Here is a 19837-nt window from a genome sequence, read left to right on the forward strand (position 1 = left end):
GGGGAGAGGCAGCCTAAGGCTGCCTCTCCCCCCTCCCTCCCCTTATTTGATTATCATTCTTTTAAAAAATATTTCTACATTTGGACGTATTGACAAAATACACTTATTTTTTACTTGTTACCAATGCTCCAATTACAACTACATGACAGGAGAAAACTGCGTTGTTGTGACGAGCGTTTTTGTTGTTTCAGGAGAGAACACCTCATTACAGCAGATGCTAACCATGAGATATACTGCCCCAAAGTAAGAAAGTTAAGAACAGTATTTCTTAAATTGGTTGCCACAAACAAGCCGGAGCAAGAGTGAGGAGAGCTTCGGCTGCGTATCTCTATTATGCAGTCGGGCCTGATTTTTAGAACTGAGCCAAATCTGGTTGCCTTGCAAAAAACTTATATGCGTCACAAACTTTGGAATATTGTGTATTATATGAAGTAATAGAGATTTAAAATAACAGCCTTCATGGAGGTACTGTAAATTCTCCACTTTATCTATAACGTCTCAAAATAATCCTGACAATAGGGTAAGGTATTTAATCACCAGCGCGTTGCCCTATATTAACGGAATCAAACATTTGGGGAACCTTGTAGGTTCCATGCTCCCAGCAGATGTATATGCTCGTTTCTTGAGACAAGAAGGTGAAACAGTTCTCTTTATTTGTGCTACTGACGAACATGGTACACCTACCGAAATAGCTGCAAATGAAGTAGGACTTGATGTAGAAACTTTCTGTCAAAGGTTGCATGAACTCCAGGCAGAAATTTACAAAAACCTTGGTTTATCGTTTGACTATTTCGGTCGTAACTCATCAGTCTATAACTATGAGCTAACCCAGCATTTCTATAAAAATCTTGAGAAAAACGGTTTTATCGAGGAACGAGAGATTAGTCTGGTTTACTCTGTTGATGATGAACGTTTTTTGCCGGATAGATATATTATTGGGACTTGTCCCCATTGTGGATATACTTCAGCCAGGGGAGACCAATGTGAAAATTGTACATCTTTGCTAGAGCCGACTGACTTAATAGAACCACGTTCTGCAATCTCACAAAGCAAGCGTTTGGAAGTCCGAAAAACTAAACATTTGTTCTTAAAGCTTTCTACACTCTCGCAAGAGGTAAAAACTTGGGTTGAGAAACATCCAAATTGGTCTAATCTCACTAAATCAATTGCGATGAAGTGGTTAAATGAAGGACTTCAAGACAGATGTATTACTCGTGATCTGAATTGGGGAGTTTCTGTTCCCTGTCCAGGTTTTGAGGGGAAAGTTTTTTATGTTTGGTTTGATGCACCTATTGGATATATTTCTGCAACTCAAGCATGGGGACTAGAAAATTCTCAAAATTGGTCAAACTGGTGGCATGATACAGAAAATACCAAATATGTGCAATTTATGGCTAAGGATAACTTGCCATTTCACACTATTATGTTTCCAGCAATGATTCTAGGTACGCGAGAAAACTGGAAACTAGCCGACCAAATTAAGGGATTTAACTGGTTGACATATTATGGTGGAAAGTTTTCTACTAGTGCAAAACGAGGGGTATTCTTAGATCAGGCATTGAGTATTTTACCTGCGGATTATTGGCGATATAGTCTTTTATCAATGATTCCTGAATCTGCTGATTCGGCTTTTACCTGGGAGTTATTTCAAATTAAGGTTAATAAGGAGTTAGCTGATACATTTGGTAACTTTGTGAATCGAACTCTTAAGTTTACCGCGAATAATTTTGGTGCAACTGTTCCAAATGGTGGCGTTTTTGGTGGCAGAGAACAGGATTTACAAAAGACTTGCCAACAGCTTGTTAACAAATACTGTGATTCCCTAAAAAATCTTGAGTATCGCAAGGCAATAGAAGCTCTCTATTCCTTATGGTCTGTTGGTAATAAATATATCGATGAAAGAGAGCCGTGGAAGCTAATTAAAGAAAATCGTGAAGAAGCAGCCCAAGTGGTGCGTATTTGCATTAACTTAATTAGAATTTACGCACTTGTTTCTTTTCCAATTATTCCTTTTACTTCTACAAAGCTTTTTGATGCGTTGCACCTGTCTGATGCTGACAGAATGACAAAGATAAGCGAGAGCGTTAATTTTGATGCTTTGTCTCCCGGTCATGCAGTTGATGTGATCCAGCCACTTTTTCGTAAGTTAGAGGATGGAGAAATTAAAGAATTATCAGTAAGATTTGGAATGAAAACTTAAGTATTTGATAACTCAATTGAAAACCTGAAGAAGACTTTAGTTGAGAAAGCTTGAGTAAAAGGGTCAACGCTTAGAGAGCCTATCACCAGCCGCCAAGCGTTGGCGCTTACCCTTTACTTAGGGTTCATTAAGAACTTTTTACAGCCACAACCGCGCAAGGAAGTTAACCACTATTGGCTCTCAGAAACCTTATAGGTAAAGCTTTTTAGCAGAGTAATCAAATTTTTCTTAATTCGGTTTCTTACTTGTACAAAATTCTATAAGTCATTAATTGATTTTTGATAGTACGGCATAGATTTATGTCTATATAAAAGTCATATTAATATTTAAGAAGATTTAAGAACTCGTTGCAATTAGGCGGCGATAGCGAAGTGCTGGGCGGGGCTTTGATAAACTAGGCATCCGTACAAGGAGACTACTGCCCCGTCCCAGCACCGCAAGAGTTGAGCCTCGCGGCAACGAGTTCGCCGGCTCAACACGACTCATCGACTAAAACCCCTTGAGCGTTGTTTCTGCTGTTCGATTTCTCGCTGCTTCGCTTCAATCAAAATCTCATTCCAAGTCACCCCAGACGGTTCAACTCTTTTAGCCTGCGGCAGAATTTTTTGAACAAGTTGGGCTGTTTGGTTGCCCTGTTCATCGTTATTAAATGCCAAAGCAATTCTGTTCACATTCTTGAGCAATTCAAGGGGCAACGAGTTCGGGTCATCCACTGCCATGTACATTGTTCTAACTGGTGGTTGTCCTTTGTGTGCATCTCTATCAATATGTGCAATTGAGAGTGCCTCAATTGGGGAATCACACAGGATAACTCTTTCGATTTTATCGTCAAGCTCTCCACCCAATTTTAGGTAAAACCATCCCGAAAAGCGATCGCTATTTTCAGGGTACTCCATACACCGATTGTCTTCTCGATGAGTGTCCCAAACCAGTGCGCCTGACTTTTCACCGTTGAGATCGCGCTTGATAAAGACAACATTTTTCTGCTGGTCGATGTAACCTAACCCCTGGCGTTGTAATGCCCCTACAAGGTAATTGGTTAAACCGCGTGTTTGAGTAAGGTAATACTGTAATATTCGCCGTAAACTTTCATCTTCTGGTGGTGGTGTAAACTGAGGTTTACTCTGTTGTTGTTGTTTATGAGTTGCCAGTCGATTGTTAGCAATTAGAACTAATGCTTTAGCCTCATCACTAGTCCATCCAGCAGGACTAGCTAGGAGAATTTCTTCTACATTTTGGTCAGGCTGATTATCTAATAATGCTCTAAAAGCAATTTCTTTGTCTCGGTCAGTCACTAATAAGGAATGCAAGTCAGCACTGTAATACTTGTATAACTCGGCTATATGGTTTGGAGTTAGCTTTGGTTGAGATGGAGTTAATGTTTGAGCTTTATTAAGAGCAATTACATCGACATTTGACGAAGATGAAAGTCGTTGTAACTGTTGAGTAATCACCGCCCCAAAGTCGTTTAATGTGGTTGTTGAAACTTTTAACTGCTGCTGATACATTAACAGTTGTTCGGTTAATTCTGGTAACGTTTCCATGAAGGTTGATTCAACGGCTTTTGAGTCAATATAGTTAACGATTGCATCGACAGCTTTTTGTGATATTAGTTGTTGCTCCCGTTGAGCCATTAACGCTGCTAGGTTTTCTAATGTAGTTCTTTCTTCTTTTAACTGCTGCTGATACAGTAACAGTTGTTCTGCATTGGTAACAAGTAAAAAATAAGTGTATTTTGTCAATACGTCCAAATGTAGAAATATTTTTTAAAAGAATGATAATCAAATAAGGGGAGGGAGGGGGGAGAGGCAGCCTTAGGCTGCCTCTCCCCCCTCCCCTTGCGATTATCATTATTAATAGGTCTTCAAGTAATATTCGCCTTGAGGAGAAATCATGTGAAACTCAGACTAGATCAGTAATTAAGGGATTGTGTGAGCTACCATGAGCGGCAACCGAAAAACGCTCTCGTGACCACGCCAAAAAGACTCACAGACCGATGGTAGAAGACGAAGTCATTGCAGAGCAACTGTCCGCATTACTCACACCAGCAATCACAAGTCAAGAAAACTACTACCGTAACCTGGGATTAAGAAGCAGAATTCTCAACTTACCATTAATGGTTGCAGCAGTGTTAACCTTACTATGGCGAGACGTGGCGGGAGTCACGGAGCTGACAAGAATGTTAGCACGATCTATGTTTTTTATGGTGTAAACCCACTGCCGTTACTCAACAAGCACTCTCGCAACGATTTTTAAGTTTTCCTGCAGAATTATTTGAGCAAGTCTTTAAAAATTTATTACCCAGTTTGATAACGGCTTGGCACAGTAGAAATAAACGACCAATACCTGAAAGTCTTCAGTTTACTTTTCCTAAATTTTCCCAAATTTGGATAATAGATAGTTCAACGTTAGAGGCGTTGTTTTGTAAGCTCAAAAGCTTAGAAGATGTCCCTACTGGGCAATTAGCTCTTAAAATGGCAACAGTCATTGATTTAATGACCAGATTACCTGTAGAAATTTGGTTTCAAGAAAATCCCAGAGCTTCTGATACCAAACTAGAAGAAAATATTTTAAATTTAGTCCCAGCCAAAACTTTGCTGTTACTGGATAGAGGATTTTACCATTTTAGCTTCTGGCTTCAATTAATTGAACAAGAAGTTCATTTTATTACTAGACTTAAGAAAGGGGCTGCCATTAAGGTTGAGCGGGTATTTACAGACAGCTATTCTCTGCGTGACCGTTTAATAAAACTGGGTTCTGGCACGAAGAAGACCCCATTTGTCACTTTACGTCTCATCGAAATTCATTCAGGAAAAATTTGGCATTCTTATTTAACGAGTGTACTTGACCCAACCATTTTACCTCCCTACGTCGTTGCTGATTTATATCGAAGACGATGGCGGATTGAAGATGCTTTTAATATAATCAAAAGGCTCTTAGGTCTCAGTTATTTATGGACAGGTTCCATTAATGGAATTCAGCTACAGATTTGGGGGACTTGGTTGTTTTATGCTGTGGCGCGTAGATTTAGGCGATGCTGTGGCTGATGAGCTTTCTTTACCATTTGACTCCATTTATGCGCGAAATGATTTATCGCGGTCTTTATCATTTTTATGTGGCTCATCAAAAAGGTTTAGTTACAGACCCAGTTAAATATTTCGCCGCTCCAGAAAATCAAGATTTAGGTATTGTTAAACGACAACGAAAAGCGAACGTTAGGTTAATTGTCGCACCATTCCCAGAAAAACAGCGAGGCTCCAAGGAGTTTTTCTTTCAAGCATCTTCTAAAATCCCCTTGACAACTGCCTTGTAGCCTTAACTTGTGACAAATGTGCTGATAGTGACGTTCGCATGAGTGTTGTTTTAGGTTTGAGTTGTCAGGAAGATGAATCCGCTATTCAAACATTAATCGAATTATCTGCTGACGAAGATAAGGATATAAGAAATTGGGCAACTTTTGGCTTGGGTTCGCAAATAGAGATCGATACCCAGGAAATTCGAGATGCTTTATATCGGCGTATCCTTTCTGAAGTCGGAGAAGATGACACAATTGCGGAAATTCGTGGAGAAGCATTATTGGGTTTGGCAATTAGAAAAGATGAACGGGTCATCGAGCCATTGATTGGAGAACTAGAAAGCGATCGCGTGGGAAGATTATCTGTGGAAGCGGCACTGGCAATAGGCGATAATCGCCTGTATTCTGCATTGGTTAAATTGCAAGATTGGTGGGATATAGATGTTGAGTTATTGCAAGCAGCAATATCAAAATGCCAAGTATAAAATCGCGATCGCTTTTTTATATATCGGGGGCTTGTCAGGTTTTATACAACCTATATTTTGATGAAATTTCTCCGTAAATTCAAGCGATCGCTGTTTGTCGCGCCTACCAAGCAACTATTGATAACGGACGAATCTACCCTGAGAAACCGCATTACAAGAGACTTTTTAGGCTTCGTCTTCGTAAAAATGACCATACCATAATTGGGGGAGCCGATCTGATATTGCCCAAGATTGAAGCGTCAAAGCCAAGATTGCAAAATTTTGTATCGCAGTATGGGTACTGGGTTGATGTTATCAGTTGCAATACTAAATTAGGTATGTTGAAATAAAGACAAGTTAATGAACTGGTTGAGTTGCAGAATCACCCGATTTATTATGAACGGCAAGTTTATTGACTAATGTAGCACTTGCTTCATTTAATCCTACCAAGTCTACCTCTATACCATTGCGGCGGAAGTTGAGAACGACCTTATCAATAGCTGCAACTGCTGTTTGATCCCATAAATGAGCGTGAGTCAGGTCAATCTTGACACGATCTAAATTTTCTTTAAAGTTAAAAGCTGCTAGAAAGGTGTCTGTTGATAAAAAGAACAATTGCCCAGCAACACTATATATGCGATAATTCCCATCTACGCCCAGAACTGAGTCAACGAAGACAACCTTAGCAATATTACGTGAAAACAAAACTGCACTCAGCGCTACTCCCACAACGACTCCAAAGGCTAGGTTGTGGGTCATTAATGTGATAAAAATGGTTGTCACCATAACGACAATTTCATGTCTTGGTACTAAATGTAAAGTTTTAACTGAAGACCAGCTAAATGTACTAATACAAACCATTATCATCACTGCTACCAATGATGCCATTGGAATTTGCTTGACCCAATGACCCATAACTAGGATGAAAAATAGTAAGAAAACACCTGCACTGAGGGTTGAAAGACGAGTGCGCCCTCCAGTCCTAATGTTGATGAGCGATTGACCGATCATGGCACACCCCGCCATTCCTCCTAAAAACCCCGTGATAATGTTGGCAATTCCCTGACCTCTGGCTTCTCTGTTTTTGTCACTGGGGGTGTCTGTGAGTTCGTCTAAAACTGATGCTGTTAATAGTGATTCCAACAAACCAACTACACTCAGGGGAATTGCGTAAGGAAGTATTACTTGCAGAGTTTCTAGATTGAGCGGTACTTGAGGGATTCTTAAAACTGGGAGAGTTGTGGGTAATTCTCCCATATCACCTACTGTAGGAATATTAATATGACCAACAATAGAAATGGCTGTCAAAACAAGAATGGCGATTAATGGTGACGGGAGGATTTTTGTAAATCGGGGTAGGATGTATATGATCGCAAGACCTGCTGCTACCATGGGATAAACTTGCCAAGGCACATTTATAAGATGCCGTAACTGCGCTACAAAAATTAAAATTGCTAAGGCGTTGAGAAAGCCATTCATCACAGCCCGTGGGACGTACCGGATTTGGTGACCTAATTTGAACCAACCTATGAGGAATTGGAGAATACCTGTGACAATTGTTGTGGCAAACAGATAATCCAATCCATGCTCTTTGACTAAAGTTGTCAACAACAACGCCATTGCGCCAGTAGCAGCTGAAATTAAGCCCGGTCGTCCTCCTGCAATAGCTGTTACTACAGCCATAGAAAAAGAAGCATACAATCCAATGGTTGGATCGACACCAGCAACGAAGGAAAATGCGATCGCTTCAGGAATCAGTGCTAGAGCTACTAAAACTCCCGATAACATATCTGCTTTTATATTCGAGAACCATTCAAGACGCAAAGTTTTTGTATTCAAAATTTCCCCCTATTTCCTTTCTATGAGTGACCAGTTAATTATTAATTTTTTGCTTCATGAATAAATTTTAATGTCTGTACTACTTGGCTTTTGGTCTTAATTCCTACCTGAAGATATTTTTTAAGCTTGTCTTAGAGAATTAAGTCATATAAGATTACCTAAAAACGTAAAACTTCAAAAAATTCTAATCAATTAATTTGAAAACTAATTTCATGTCCAGCCTTTACTCAATCATTAAGTTCAATGTATCCATTTTACGATTAGATACATTCCTGCCCTTAAACAAACTGATAGTCTATCTAGCCCTAACATTTTATTTAATTTGAAAAATTAGTAGAGAATGCAAGAGAATTAAACTTAACAGTACCACGGAATTTGCCTACTAAAGAATTGGAACATAAAATTACCGTGAAATTACTACTAAAAAATTATAAATTCTTTGTCACTCTTTTTATCTCAGGGAAGTTTTTGATTTTCTACGCTACAACACTCATGCTAGACCTTGGAAGGGCGAGGTAGATAAGAGAAAGAGTATGGTGTATGAGCCTAACTTGGTATCAGATTCTGGATATAGGACAGGCGAAATGCCTATTTTGTAAACATTTCGCCTGGAACAACAAGAATATTCTTTGGTTCTGTATAAGTACTTATGGCATGATTACGCAGGTACTTGAATTCTTTCAGTACCTGCAAGCTCAAATGCTGCGTGGATAGCCTGCAAAGCTTTGACACCTTCCTCACGTGCTACAACACAGCTAATTTTAATTTCTGAAGTAGCAATCATTTGGATATTAATTCCGTGCTCTGCTAGTGCTTCAAACATTTTAGCGGCGACACCTGGTTGACCTACCATACCAGCACCCACAACACTCACCTTAGCAATGTCGCTATCTAGAACAACTTCACCCCAACCATATTCGTCTGCACTTTGCTGAAGCATTTTTTGTGCTGCTTCTGCATCAATTCGGGCGATGGTGAAAGCAATGTCTCGTGTAGGAATGCCATCTATCACGTGACAGCGCTGGGACTGAATGATCGTGTCTACGCTGACGTTATGTTGTGCCAACAGCCCAAAAATCCTTGCCGCTGTTCCCGGACGGTCTTGGACTTGGCGAATTGCCAATCGTGCTTGATTCATATCCAAAGCAACACCCCTGACATGAGGTGGAGGAGAAGGGGGAACGGGGAGAGGGGGAGAGAGGGGAGGAGTGGAAGAACTATATATCTCAAATGCCTGACATAGAGCTGTGACAGCGCGATCGCAATCCGTGTCAGCGATAACACAGCTAACTTTCACCTCACTAGTGGAAATCATGCGGATATTAACACCAGCTTCCGCAAGAGCAGCAAACATCTGAGCAGCAACACCAGGACGACCTATCATTCCTGCGCCTGCAATGCTGACTTTAGCAATATCTTGCTGTACCATCACCTCAGCTTCTTCTGAAGCAGTGCTATTGTGAGATCGAAGAACTGGAGCTATTGCAGCAGCCACAGCTTCTGCCTTATTTAATATTGATGTCACTACAGTAAAGGCAATATCGTTTGTATTCCCTTCGTGAATTGATTGAATAATCAAATCGACATCTACATCTTGACGGGAAATTTCACCAAATAACCGTGCTGCTACACCTGGTTTATCCGGTACGCGCAACAAAGCCACCCTTGCTTGGTTGGTATCAAATTCTACTTTATCTACCGGACGAGCAATTTCTAAATTAATTAACGGTCGTGGTTGCGGTTTGGGTGACATAACCCAAGTACCGGGGTCATCTGTCCAGCTAGAACGCACTACCAAAGGAACTCCATAGTTTCGGGCAATTTCTACAGCACGGGGATGTAATACTTTCGCCCCCAAACTGGCAAGTTCTAGCATTTCATCACTAGTAATTTCATCCATCAATTGTGCGTCTGGAACCAAACGGGGGTCAGTCGTTAAAATTCCCGGTACATCGGTATAAATCTCGCAAAAATTAGCTTGCAATGCAGCTGCCAATGCCACAGCTGAAGTATCTGAACCACCACGCCCTAAAGTTGTAATTTCTAATTCCTCAGTACTGGTAATTCCTTGAAAGCCTGCGACTACGACAACTTTACCTTGATTAAGATGGCGTTGAATCCGTTCTGTTTCAATACGTAAAATCCGAGCGCGTGTGTGTTCGGCTTCAGTTACAATTCCTACTTGTGTACCTGTAAGGGAAATAGCTGGCTGTCCGAGTTCCTGAACTGCCATGCTAAGTAGAGCAATAGATACTTGCTCTCCAGTTGAAAGCAGCATATCCATTTCCCGACGACTGGGAGTTTTTGACAATTCGTAAGCTAGTTTAACAAGTCCATCCGTAGTCTTTCCCATTGCGGAAACTACAACGACTAGCGAGTTTCCTGCTTTCACAGATCTACAGACGCGCTGTGCTACAGCTTGTATGCGTTCTACAGAACCAACCGACGTACCACCGTATTTTTGAACAATGAGAGCCATGACTTTATATAGTATTAAATATGTCCTTTAGTTCAGTCCTAATACTGAGAAAACATCCTTAAACGGGATTTGATTCCCGGTCAGGATTCCCACAAAATTGTGGGTAAGTGATAAGGATGAAACTAATTTATATTAAGTGAATTATACATCAGTCATACAATCCTTTTGCAATTTTACCCTCGGAAGACTCCTATAACTTGGAAGAATAAATTGATACACGACGCGGGTATGAAGTAGTTTTTATAAATACATTGGCGGCTGTAGATCATAAAGTTGAGGTTTTATTTTCAGCCACTTGAATAAACGCTTCAAATTCACCGCTAGGAGTCCATTGAATTGCTCCGTCTCTTCCGGTAAAAAAGAGTTTGGTCTGACTTTGTTGCAGTTCTGATAACGTTTTTGGATCGAGGTTTGCACTTGGTGCGATCGCAACTTGTGGTTGTAGTGTTGGTACAAGTTCTTTCAATAAGCGACTGGAACACCACAGCACTTGGGGATGAGGAATACCTCCTGTTTTTAGCTGGCGTAATTCTGTTGGTTCAATATCGCCTATGAACAACCAATTTTGATTGACAACTTGCAGTTGTAGTATGGGTAATTTATTATTGAGTAATTGCACAACTATTGAATCAGCATTTATCGGTTGCCCAACTGATAATGGTTGATAAGTTCCTTGGTTCTTTTGTAATTCCTTTTGGATTGCCATACTATTCTTTTGATTTTCTATCTGAGGAGAATACTCATAAAAAGTTGCAATTGGTAAATCTTGTAGTATTTTTGTCCAACTATTTCCATTATTTGATTGAAAGTTAGAAGCAATTGCTAAGTCTATTTTATTGATACCTTGTTGTTTTAAAAATGGCAGTATCGTTAAAGTCCCTGTTTCTTCATGACCGCTATTAATGAGTGTTATTTTTCCTTTGTTTTGAATAACAACAATTGGTTCTTGACCTGACGCTAATAAAGTGACTCGAAATAGGTTGTTTGCAGAATGCCAAACAGGAATGAAGATCAAACCAACAGCGATCGCAGATGCAAACAACCATCTTTTTTGCCACCATTTTAACAATAAAACCAAACTCAACAATCCATAAATCGCCAACATTTGACCAATAGATATGCTACCAACAGCTATATTTTTGCCTGGTAAATTGACAAAAAATTCTACTAATTGAATTAACCAATGTGTGGGATAATAGAGTGCCAAGGATAAAGTACTGCCAAGATCGCTTGAGATAAAGCTGACTAATGCACTTATAATTCCACCAATACTAATTATGGAAATCAATGGAGTTGAAAGAACATTAACTATTAAGCTATAGTTGGGTATGACACTAAACAAATGTAGAGTTAGAGGGAGTGTCCATATTATGGCAGCAATGGGGACTGAAATTAAGGAAGAAATGCTAGATGGTAACCATTGCAATCGTTGGTTTATTGGAGTAGCTGTAGTTACTAATCCAAATGTTGCTAAAAAACTAAGCTGAAATCCTAAATCCCAAATCCACTGTGGGTTAAAGAGCAGCATAAGTACTGCTGCAATCAGTAAAGCACCTAATTGCTTAACCTTACGTTGCAATCCCACACCAATCAATGCTGCAAATCCCATAATGACGGCTCTTACAACTGGTGCAACAGAACCAGCTAAACTTAAAAAGATTAAAAGAGCAGCACTTCCAAGTAGAATTTGGGTTCCTCTTTTTGCCTTAGATGTTAACCCCAATACAACCCCTAAAATCAGGGAGGTTTGGAACCCTGAAGCGGCTAAAGCATGAGCTAACCCTACTGTGGTAAACCAGTCGCGAATGTCATAGGGTAAGTCAACAGCTTTGCTACCTAAAACCATTGCACTGACAAGGGGACCTTCTGGAACACCTAACCAGCGAACTTGCGATCGCAAAATTTGTTCTCGCACTTTCCACCATCCCCATTGATTTCCCTCATCTAAGATACTCATTTGCCGTCCGCTTAAACCAGCAAAAGTACCTTCTTGTTTGAGGAATTTTTGAAAATCGTAACTACCAGGATTTAGTGCTGGTTGTGGTTTATATAAAATACCAGTGACAGCAACTTGCTGCGAGGGATGCAATCCAGTGGCTTGGAGTATAGGTACAGTAACGTATAATTTTCCTCCTACCCCTTTACTTGTACCGGAAGTGCTGCTGTCGCTTTTGACTTCATCTAACTGAGTTGCTTCTAACCAAAATTGTCCTCGCTGATTGCGGGTTATACGAGGTGTGCTAAGGACTTCACCCCGAACAATAAAAAGTTGTTCTTGATTGTTATTTTTTGACGGAACGAACTGACTTATGTCGTTTTTTGCAGGTTGAGGGGCTCGCATTTGAAAATAGATGCTTCCTAACAATCCCACAACTCCAGCAACTAGCCATACTTTAGAAGAAATAGGTTGCGATCGTAGTGATGTTTGAGTTAAGGCTTGAGAATTTTCCTTGTTTGCCAGAAATTTTCTCCGATGAATTCGTTTTTGCCGTGAAAAAATCGCACCTACTATGCCTAAAACCAACACGCAAATACCACCCCAAGGAACTGCTGTTGACAGTAACCCCAGAATGTAGAAAAGACATATAATGACACCACTTGCCTGAATCATCAAACCAATACCTGGAAAACAGAATTCGCAGCTAAAAAGGCAAAGCCCGCTTTTAGCGGACTTTATTGACTTATTCAACTTACTCACGCAAGTTGTACTTGTATAAGCTTAAACTTTTAGTTTGAGAGTACCACAAGATTTTGACAAAGGATTGTTAAAAACTTGTACCTAGTTGTATACCAAGCAAGGCGTGTACGACCATGAGACAAAGTGCTGTACTACCTAAATAAGCATGGAGCATGCGTAACGAACTCTTATTTCCTGCAAACCCGCTAAAGGAAATTGCACCGTTGATGAATAACAGTAACAGTAAAATCGAACCCGTCCAAAAGTGAGAACTTTCCAGAATGGGTTGGCGCTGCATCACTAAAGACAAAACTCCACCCGTGTAACCAAGTGCCATGAACAAAAACATCCATGGTGCTATCTTACGGTGAGCGCTACGGCTTTGGATTGCTACCTCTTTGTCTTCTGCAAGGCGTCCCCGCCAGCCTGTGAATCCGACAAAGCTACCCATAACGAAAATCACAATCCCCATCATTGCGGGGTGCCCCCAATGAACTATGATATCGGGGATACCTAAAGAACGGAACCAAGCTGCAATAGGTTCTAAAGCTTCAGTGAGATTGACCATTCGTCACAAACCTTGATTGTTGGCAAAATAACACTCCAGTAAAAAATTATCCTATTTTTTGAGAAGCGGAAAACCTAACTTTTCTCTTTGCTCTACATATAGTTGAGCTACTTTACGTGCCAAGTGACGGATTCTCCCAATATATCGAGTTCTCTCTGTTACAGAAATAACACCTCTGGCATCTAAGAGGTTAAAGGTGTGGGAGCACTTGATTACGTAATCCAAGCTCGGTAATACCAGTCCTCGTTCTGTCAGCTGTTGCGCTTCTTGCTCGTACATATTAAATAGTGCAAGCAGCATTTCAGGATTGGACGCTTCAAAGTTGTAAACGCATTGTTCAATTTCTCCTTGAAGGTGAACGTCTCCATAGGTGATGTCATCTGTCCAATGGATTTTCACCATTGCTTCGACTCCTTGGAGGTACATTGCCAATCTCTCCAAGCCATAGGTAATTTCAATTGACACGGGACGGCAATCAATTCCTCCACATTGCTGGAAGTAAGTAAACTGAGTGATTTCCATCCCGTCCAACCAAACTTCCCAACCAGTACCCCAAGCTCCTACAGTCGCATCTTCCCAATTGTCTTCCACAAATCGAATATCGTGGTCTTCCGGACGGATACCTAAAGCCCTTAAGGAATCAAGATATATCTCTTGAATGTTATCTGGTGATGGTTTAATTAGGACTTGGTACTGGTAGTAGTGTTGAAAGCGATTGGGATTTTCGCCATAACGCCCATCAGTAGGACGGCGACAAGGTTCAACGTAAGCTACAGCCCACGGTTCTGGTCCTAGTGCTCTTAAAAAAGTATGCGGGTTCTTGGTACCTGCGCCTTTCTCCATGTCATAGGGTTGAGCGATAAGACATCCGCGATCGCTCCAAAACTTATGCAGGATGGCTATTATCGACTGAAAATTCACGAGTTACCTCTTTACATATATAGCAGTGCATATCCTATTGTTGCCTACGCCTGACAATATAAGGGTTTGAGATGCTCCAAAAAAATCGGAAAAATTTTTTTTCGGAATTAGTTGACAGTAGGAAGTGAGGTCGCTAATATAAAAAAGTGCCTGATGAGGCGGGCGCACAAACGAGCGACGCCAAAAGGTGCCGAACCTTGAAAATTCTATAGTTTGAAAGCAATTATACAGCTTTTACTTGGCGTAAGTAAAGAATAAACCCGTAGTTGAAGGGAAAAATTCAACAAAGAGCTAAACAAACACTTCAAAACGGAGAGTTTGATCCTGGCTCAGGATGAACGCTGGCGGTATGCTTAACACATGCAAGTCGAACGGTCTCTTCGGAGATAGTGGCGGACGGGTGAGTAACGCGTGAGAATCTGGCTTCAGGTCCGGGACAACAGTTGGAAACGGCTGCTAATACCGGATGTGCCCATGGGTGAAAGGCTAGCTGCCTGGAGATGAGCTCGCGTCCGATTAGTTAGTTGGTGTGGTAAGAGCGCACCAAGACGGCGATCGGTAGCTGGTCTGAGAGGACGATCAGCCACACTGGAACTGAGACACGGTCCAGACTCCTACGGGAGGCAGCAGTGGGGAATTTTCCGCAATGGGCGAAAGCCTGACGGAGCAATACCGCGTGAGGGAGGAAGGCTCTTGGGTTGTAAACCTCTTTTCTCAGGGAATAATAAGTTGAAGGTACCTGAGGAATAAGCATCGGCTAACTCCGTGCCAGCAGCCGCGGTAATACGGAGGATGCAAGCGTTATCCGGAATGATTGGGCGTAAAGCGTCCGCAGGTGGTTTATCAAGTCTGCTGTCAAAGCGTCTGGCTTAACTAGATAAAGGCAGTGGAAACTGAGAGACTGGAGTATGGTAGGGGTAGAGGGAATTCCCGGTGTAGCGGTGAAATGCGTAGAGATCGGGAAGAACACCGGTGGCGAAAGCGCTCTGCTGGACCATAACTGACACTGAGGGACGAAAGCTAGGGGAGCGAATGGGATTAGATACCCCAGTAGTCCTAGCCGTAAACGATGGATACTAGGCGTTACGCGTATCGACCCGCGTAGTGCCGGAGCCAACGCGTTAAGTATCCCGCCTGGGGAGTACGCACGCAAGTGTGAAACTCAAAGGAATTGACGGGGGCCCGCACAAGCGGTGGAGTATGTGGTTTAATTCGATGCAACGCGAAGAACCTTACCAGGGCTTGACATGTCGCGAATCCCGATGAAAGTTGGGAGTGCCTTAGGGAGCGCGAACACAGGTGGTGCATGGCTGTCGTCAGCTCGTGTCGTGAGATGTTGGGTTAAGTCCCGCAACGAGCGCAACCCTCGTACTTAGTTGCCATCATTAAGTTGGGAACTCTAAGAAGACTGCCGGTGACAAACCGGAGGAAGGTGGGGATGACGTCAAGTCAGCATGCCCCTTACGTCCTGGGCTACACACGTACTACAATGCTGTGGACAGAGGGCAGCAAGCTAGTGATAGCAAGCAAATCTCACAAACCACGGCTCAGTTCAGATCGCAGGCTGCAACTCGCCTGCGTGAAGGTGGAATCGCTAGTAATTGCAGGTCAGCATACTGCAGTGAATTCGTTCCCGGGCCTTGTACACACCGCCCGTCACACCATGGAAGCTGGTAGTGCCCGAAGTCGTTACTCTAACCATTCGTGGAGGAGGATGCCGAAGGCAGGACTGGTGACTGGGGTGAAGTCGTAACAAGGTAGCCGTACCGGAAGGTGTGGCTGGATCACCTCCTTTTAGGGAGACCAACTAAATTATGAATGATAAATTATGAATGATGAAATTCACAATTCACAATTCACACTTCATAATTCAGAATTCATAATTCAGAAATCCTAGGTCGTGCGCGGAAGTAGAAGCAGCTTTCAAACTAGAATTCTCGGTTCGATTTCGGGCTATTAGCTCAGGTGGTTAGAGCGCACCCCTGATAAGGGTGAGGTCCCTGGTTCGAGTCCAGGATGGCCCACCTGAAAGAATTATGAATGATGAAGGATGAAGGATGAATTGACAATTCAGAATTTAGAATTTAGAATTCATAATTTCCTGGGGGTATAGCTCAGTTGGTAGAGCGCCTGCTTTGCAAGCAGGATGTCAGGAGTTCGAGTCTCCTTACCTCCACCTACCGCAGAAAATTGCCAAAAAAGACGAGTCAGAGAAAGCAAAAAAGGAAGACGAGTCAAAGGGGCTTGAAAGCGGAAAAACGGAAGAAAAGAAATGGAAAAATTCTAGCACCGTGATATCAAAGATATCAGACTGCTGGAAATGCTCCAGCTAGAACCTTGAAAACTGCATAGAGAAGCGAAAGTAACTGAAAGCTAAAAGCTAAAAGCTAATGGCTAATGGCTAATGGAAATTAGCGATGAGCAGTTAGCATTCAGCAATAGTGGTCAAGAGAAGAAGGGCTCATGGTGGATACCTAGGCACACAGAGGCGAAGAAGGACGTGGTTACCAACGAAAAGCTCCGGGGAGCAGGAAGCATGCAGTGAGCCGGAGATGTCCGAATGGGGCAACCCAATAACGAAAGAGCGAACCCAGTGAATTGAAACATCTTAGTAGCTGGAGGAAAAGAAATCAATAGAGATTCCCTCAGTAGTGGTGAGCGAAAGGGGAAGAGCCTAAACCAAAGTGCATGCATTTTGGGGTAGTGGGACAGCGAAATCGAATCTAGCGGTTAGGCGAAGCAGCGAAATACTGCACCAAAGAAGGTGAAAGTCCTGTAGTCGAAAGCTTAAGGATAGTAGCTGAATCCCGAGTAGCATGGGGCACGAGGAATCCCATGTGAATCAGCGAGGACCATCTCGTAAGGCTAAATACTACTGTGTGACCGATAGCGAACAAGTACCGCGAGGGAAAGGTGAAAAGAACCCCGTTGAGGGGAGTGAAATAGAACATGAAACCGTGAGCCTACAAGCAGTGGGAGTCCGATTCAACGGATGACCGCGTGCCTGTTGAAGAATGAGCCGGCGAGTTATAGGTACTGGTAGGTTAAGTTTGTTGACGAAGCCAAAGCGAAAGCGAGTCTGAAAAGGGCGCGTTATCAGTATTTATAGACCCGAACCCGGGTGATCTAACCATGTCCAGGATGAAGCTTGGGTAACACCAAGTGGAGGTCCGAACCGACCGATGTTGAAAAATCGGCGGATGAGGTGTGGTTAGGGGTGAAATGCCAATCGAACTCGGAGCTAGCTGGTTCTCCCCGAAATGTGTTGAGGCGCAGCGGTAACGGAAAAACTGAGGGGTAAAGCACTATTTCGGTGCGGGCTGGGAGACCGGTACCAAATCGAGATAAACTCTGAATACTCAGTGGAGAGTTACCAGTGAGACGGTGGGGGATAAGCTTCATCGTCAAGAGGGAAACAGCCCAGACCACCAGCTAAGGTCCCGAAATCATCGCTAAGTGGCAAAGGAGGTGGGAGTGCAAAGACAACCAGGAGGTTTGCCTAGAAGCAGCCATCCTTGAAAGAGTGCGTAATAGCTCACTGGTCAAGCGCTCCTGCGCCGAAAATGAATGGGACTAAGCGATGTACCGAAGCTGTGGATTTAGCAAGCCATCATTTAGCATACAGCCTCTTTTGGAAGACAGAGGGAGAGAGTGAGAGAGTGAGAGAGTGAGGGAACGAAGAATAGTTCCTCCCTCCCTCCCTCCCTCCTTCACTCCCTCGCTCCGCTCCAGAAGGTTGCATGCTAAGTGATGAGATTGTTAACTGGTAGGGGAGCGTTCCGTGGTAGGTAGAAGCAGTAGCGGCAAGCAGCTGTGGACGAGACGGAAGTGAGAATGTCGGCTTGAGTAGCGCAAACTAGGGTAAGAATCCCTAGCCCCGAAACCCCAAGGGTTCCAGAGGCAGGTTCGTCCACTCTGGGTTAGTCGGGACCTAAGGCGAGGCCGAAAGGCGTAGTCGATGGACAGAGGGTGAACAATCCCTCACTTTGATGTGGGAGTCAACGTAAGACGCATGAAAGATAGCAACGCCCTGAATGGATTGGGAGGTGTCTAAGGATGCCGAGTTGTAAATGATAGTGCCAAGAAAAGCTACGTTGGTGATGAAAACATCAAACCCGTACTCGAAACCGACACAGGTGGGGAAGTTGAGAAAACTCAGGGGCGCGAGATAACTCTCTCTAAGGAACTCGGCAAAATGGCCCCGTAACTTCGGAAGAAGGGGTGCCCACGCAAGTGGGTCGCAGTGAAGAGATCCAGGCGACTGTTTACCAAAAACACAGGTCTCCGCAAACAAGCAATTGGAAGTATGGGGGCTGACGCCTGCCCAGTGCCGGAAGGTTAAGGAAGTTGGTCAGGGGGAAACCCTAAAGCTGACGACTGAAGCCCCGGTGAACGGCGGCCGTAACTATAACGGTCCTAAGGTAGCGAAATTCCTTGTCGGGTAAGTTCCGACCCGCACGAAAGGCGTAACGATCTGGATGGTGTCTCAGAGAGAGACTCGGCGAAATAGGAATGTCTGTGAAGATACGGACTACCTGCACCAGGACAGAAAGACCCTATGAAGCTTTACTGTAGTCTGGAATTGGGTCCGGGCTTGGCTTGCGCAGGATAGGTGGGAGGCACTGAAGTATCCCTTGTGGGGGATACCGAGCCAACGGTGAGATACCACTCTGGCGAAGCTAGGATTCTAACCCACGATTGTCTATCCAATCGGGAGACAGTTTCAGATGGGCAGTTTGACTGGGGCGGTCGCCTCCTAAAAGGTAACGGAGGCGCACAAAGGTTCCCTCAGCACGCTTGGAAACCGTGCGTTGAGTGTAAAGGCAATAAGGGAGCTTGACTGTAAGAGCTACAACTCGAACAGGGTGGAAACACGGTCTTAGTGATCCGACGGCGCAGTATGGAATGGCCGTCGCTCAACGGATAAAAGTTACTCTAGGGATAACAGGCTGATCTCCCCCAAGAGTCCACATCGACGGGGAGGTTTGGCACCTCGATGTCGGCTCATCGCAACCTGGGGCGGAAGTACGTCCCAAGGGTTGGGCTGTTCGCCCATTAAAGCGGTACGTGAGCTGGGTTCAGAACGTCGTGAGACAGTTCGGTCCATATCCGGTGCAGGCGCAAGAGCATTGAGAGGAGTCCTCCTTAGTACGAGAGGACCGGGAGGAACGCACCGCTGGTGTACCAGTTATCACGCCCGTGGTAGACGCTGGGTAGCCAAGTGCGGAGCGGATAACCGCTGAAAGCATCTAAGTGGGAAGCCCACCTCAAGATGAGTGCTCTGACTACTACAAGTAGGTAAGGTCACAGGTAGAACACCTGTTCATAGGCAGTCGGTGTACGTGCAGTAATGTACTTAGCCAAGTTGTCCTAACAGACCGAGGTCTTGACCTC

The 19837-nt window shown here is 43.3% G+C and carries 8 protein-coding genes, 2 tRNA genes, 2 rRNA genes and 1 pseudogene; 7 read left to right on the forward strand and 6 right to left on the reverse strand.

What is annotated here, in order from left to right:
- Positions 1–490 precede the first annotated feature (490 nt).
- Positions 491–2200: a methionine--tRNA ligase gene (metG, locus tag HC643_RS04375; protein ID WP_038077866.1), complete on the forward strand. Its 1710-nt coding sequence runs from the start codon at positions 491–493 to the stop codon at positions 2198–2200.
- Between the two features lie 482 nt (positions 2201–2682).
- Here the strand turns inward: metG and HC643_RS04380 are convergent, their stop codons facing one another.
- Positions 2683–3951 carry a DUF3991 domain-containing protein gene (locus HC643_RS04380; protein ID WP_137986233.1) on the reverse strand — a complete coding sequence of 423 codons (1269 nt, stop codon included), beginning with the start codon at positions 3949–3951 and terminating at the stop codon, positions 2683–2685.
- 245 nt (positions 3952–4196) lie between these two features.
- Here HC643_RS04380 and HC643_RS04385 point away from each other — a divergent pair.
- Positions 4197–5513 (forward strand): annotated as a pseudogene (locus tag HC643_RS04385) (IS4 family transposase).
- Positions 5514–5551: 38 nt separating this feature from the next.
- Positions 5552–5980 (forward strand): HEAT repeat domain-containing protein, encoded by a 429-nt coding sequence (locus tag HC643_RS04390; protein ID WP_050045571.1) that lies wholly within the window; start codon positions 5552–5554, stop codon positions 5978–5980.
- 336 nt (positions 5981–6316) lie between these two features.
- Here HC643_RS04390 and HC643_RS04395 read toward each other — a convergent pair whose 3' ends face one another.
- From HC643_RS04395 to glyQ, 5 genes are all read right to left on the reverse strand, one after another.
- Positions 6317–7798, reverse strand: a complete 1482-nt coding sequence (locus HC643_RS04395; protein ID WP_038077868.1) for a SulP family inorganic anion transporter — start codon at positions 7796–7798, stop codon at positions 6317–6319.
- Between the two features lie 658 nt (positions 7799–8456).
- The gene (locus tag HC643_RS04400; RefSeq protein WP_038077870.1) at positions 8457–10277 is read right to left on the reverse strand and encodes an aspartate kinase; all 1821 of its coding nucleotides are present in this window, start codon (positions 10275–10277) and stop codon (positions 8457–8459) included.
- 265 nt (positions 10278–10542) lie between these two features.
- Positions 10543–12888: a ComEC/Rec2 family competence protein gene (locus HC643_RS04405; protein ID WP_038077873.1), complete on the reverse strand. Its 2346-nt coding sequence runs from the start codon at positions 12886–12888 to the stop codon at positions 10543–10545.
- Positions 12889–13042: 154 nt separating this feature from the next.
- Positions 13043–13522, reverse strand: coding sequence for a DUF4079 domain-containing protein (locus HC643_RS04410; protein ID WP_038077874.1), 480 nt, complete (start codon positions 13520–13522; stop codon positions 13043–13045).
- Positions 13523–13573: 51 nt separating this feature from the next.
- Positions 13574–14443, reverse strand: coding sequence for a glycine--tRNA ligase subunit alpha (gene glyQ, locus HC643_RS04415; protein ID WP_050045570.1), 870 nt, complete (start codon positions 14441–14443; stop codon positions 13574–13576).
- Positions 14444–14749: 306 nt separating this feature from the next.
- Between glyQ and HC643_RS04420 the strand changes: the two genes are divergently transcribed.
- The 4 genes from HC643_RS04420 (at position 14750) to HC643_RS04435 (ending at position 19837) form a co-directional block, all read left to right on the forward strand.
- Positions 14750–16238 (forward strand): 16S ribosomal RNA (locus HC643_RS04420).
- Positions 16239–16393: 155 nt separating this feature from the next.
- Positions 16394–16467: transfer RNA gene (locus tag HC643_RS04425), tRNA-Ile, on the forward strand.
- A 79-nt stretch (positions 16468–16546) separates the two neighbouring features.
- A tRNA-Ala gene (locus HC643_RS04430) sits at positions 16547–16619 on the forward strand.
- A gap of 267 nt (positions 16620–16886) precedes the next feature.
- A 23S ribosomal RNA gene (locus HC643_RS04435) occupies positions 16887–19837 on the forward strand.
- Together the 16S and 23S rRNA genes with 2 tRNA genes alongside form the textbook arrangement of a ribosomal RNA operon.

The organism is Tolypothrix bouteillei VB521301 (assembly GCF_000760695.4).
GTDB lineage: Bacteria > Cyanobacteriota > Cyanobacteriia > Cyanobacteriales > Nostocaceae > Scytonema > Scytonema bouteillei_A.

Coding starts and splice junctions, on each gene's coding strand:
- HC643_RS04400 (WP_038077870.1), bottom strand. CDS start 10,277: ATGGCTCTCATTGTTCAAAAATACGGTGGTACGTCGGTTGGTTCTGTA.
- HC643_RS04410 (WP_038077874.1), bottom strand. CDS start 13,522: ATGGTCAATCTCACTGAAGCTTTAGAACCTATTGCAGCTTGGTTCCGT.
- HC643_RS04390 (WP_050045571.1), top strand. CDS start 5,552: ATGAGTGTTGTTTTAGGTTTGAGTTGTCAGGAAGATGAATCCGCTATT.
- HC643_RS04405 (WP_038077873.1), bottom strand. CDS start 12,888: ATGATTCAGGCAAGTGGTGTCATTATATGTCTTTTCTACATTCTGGGG.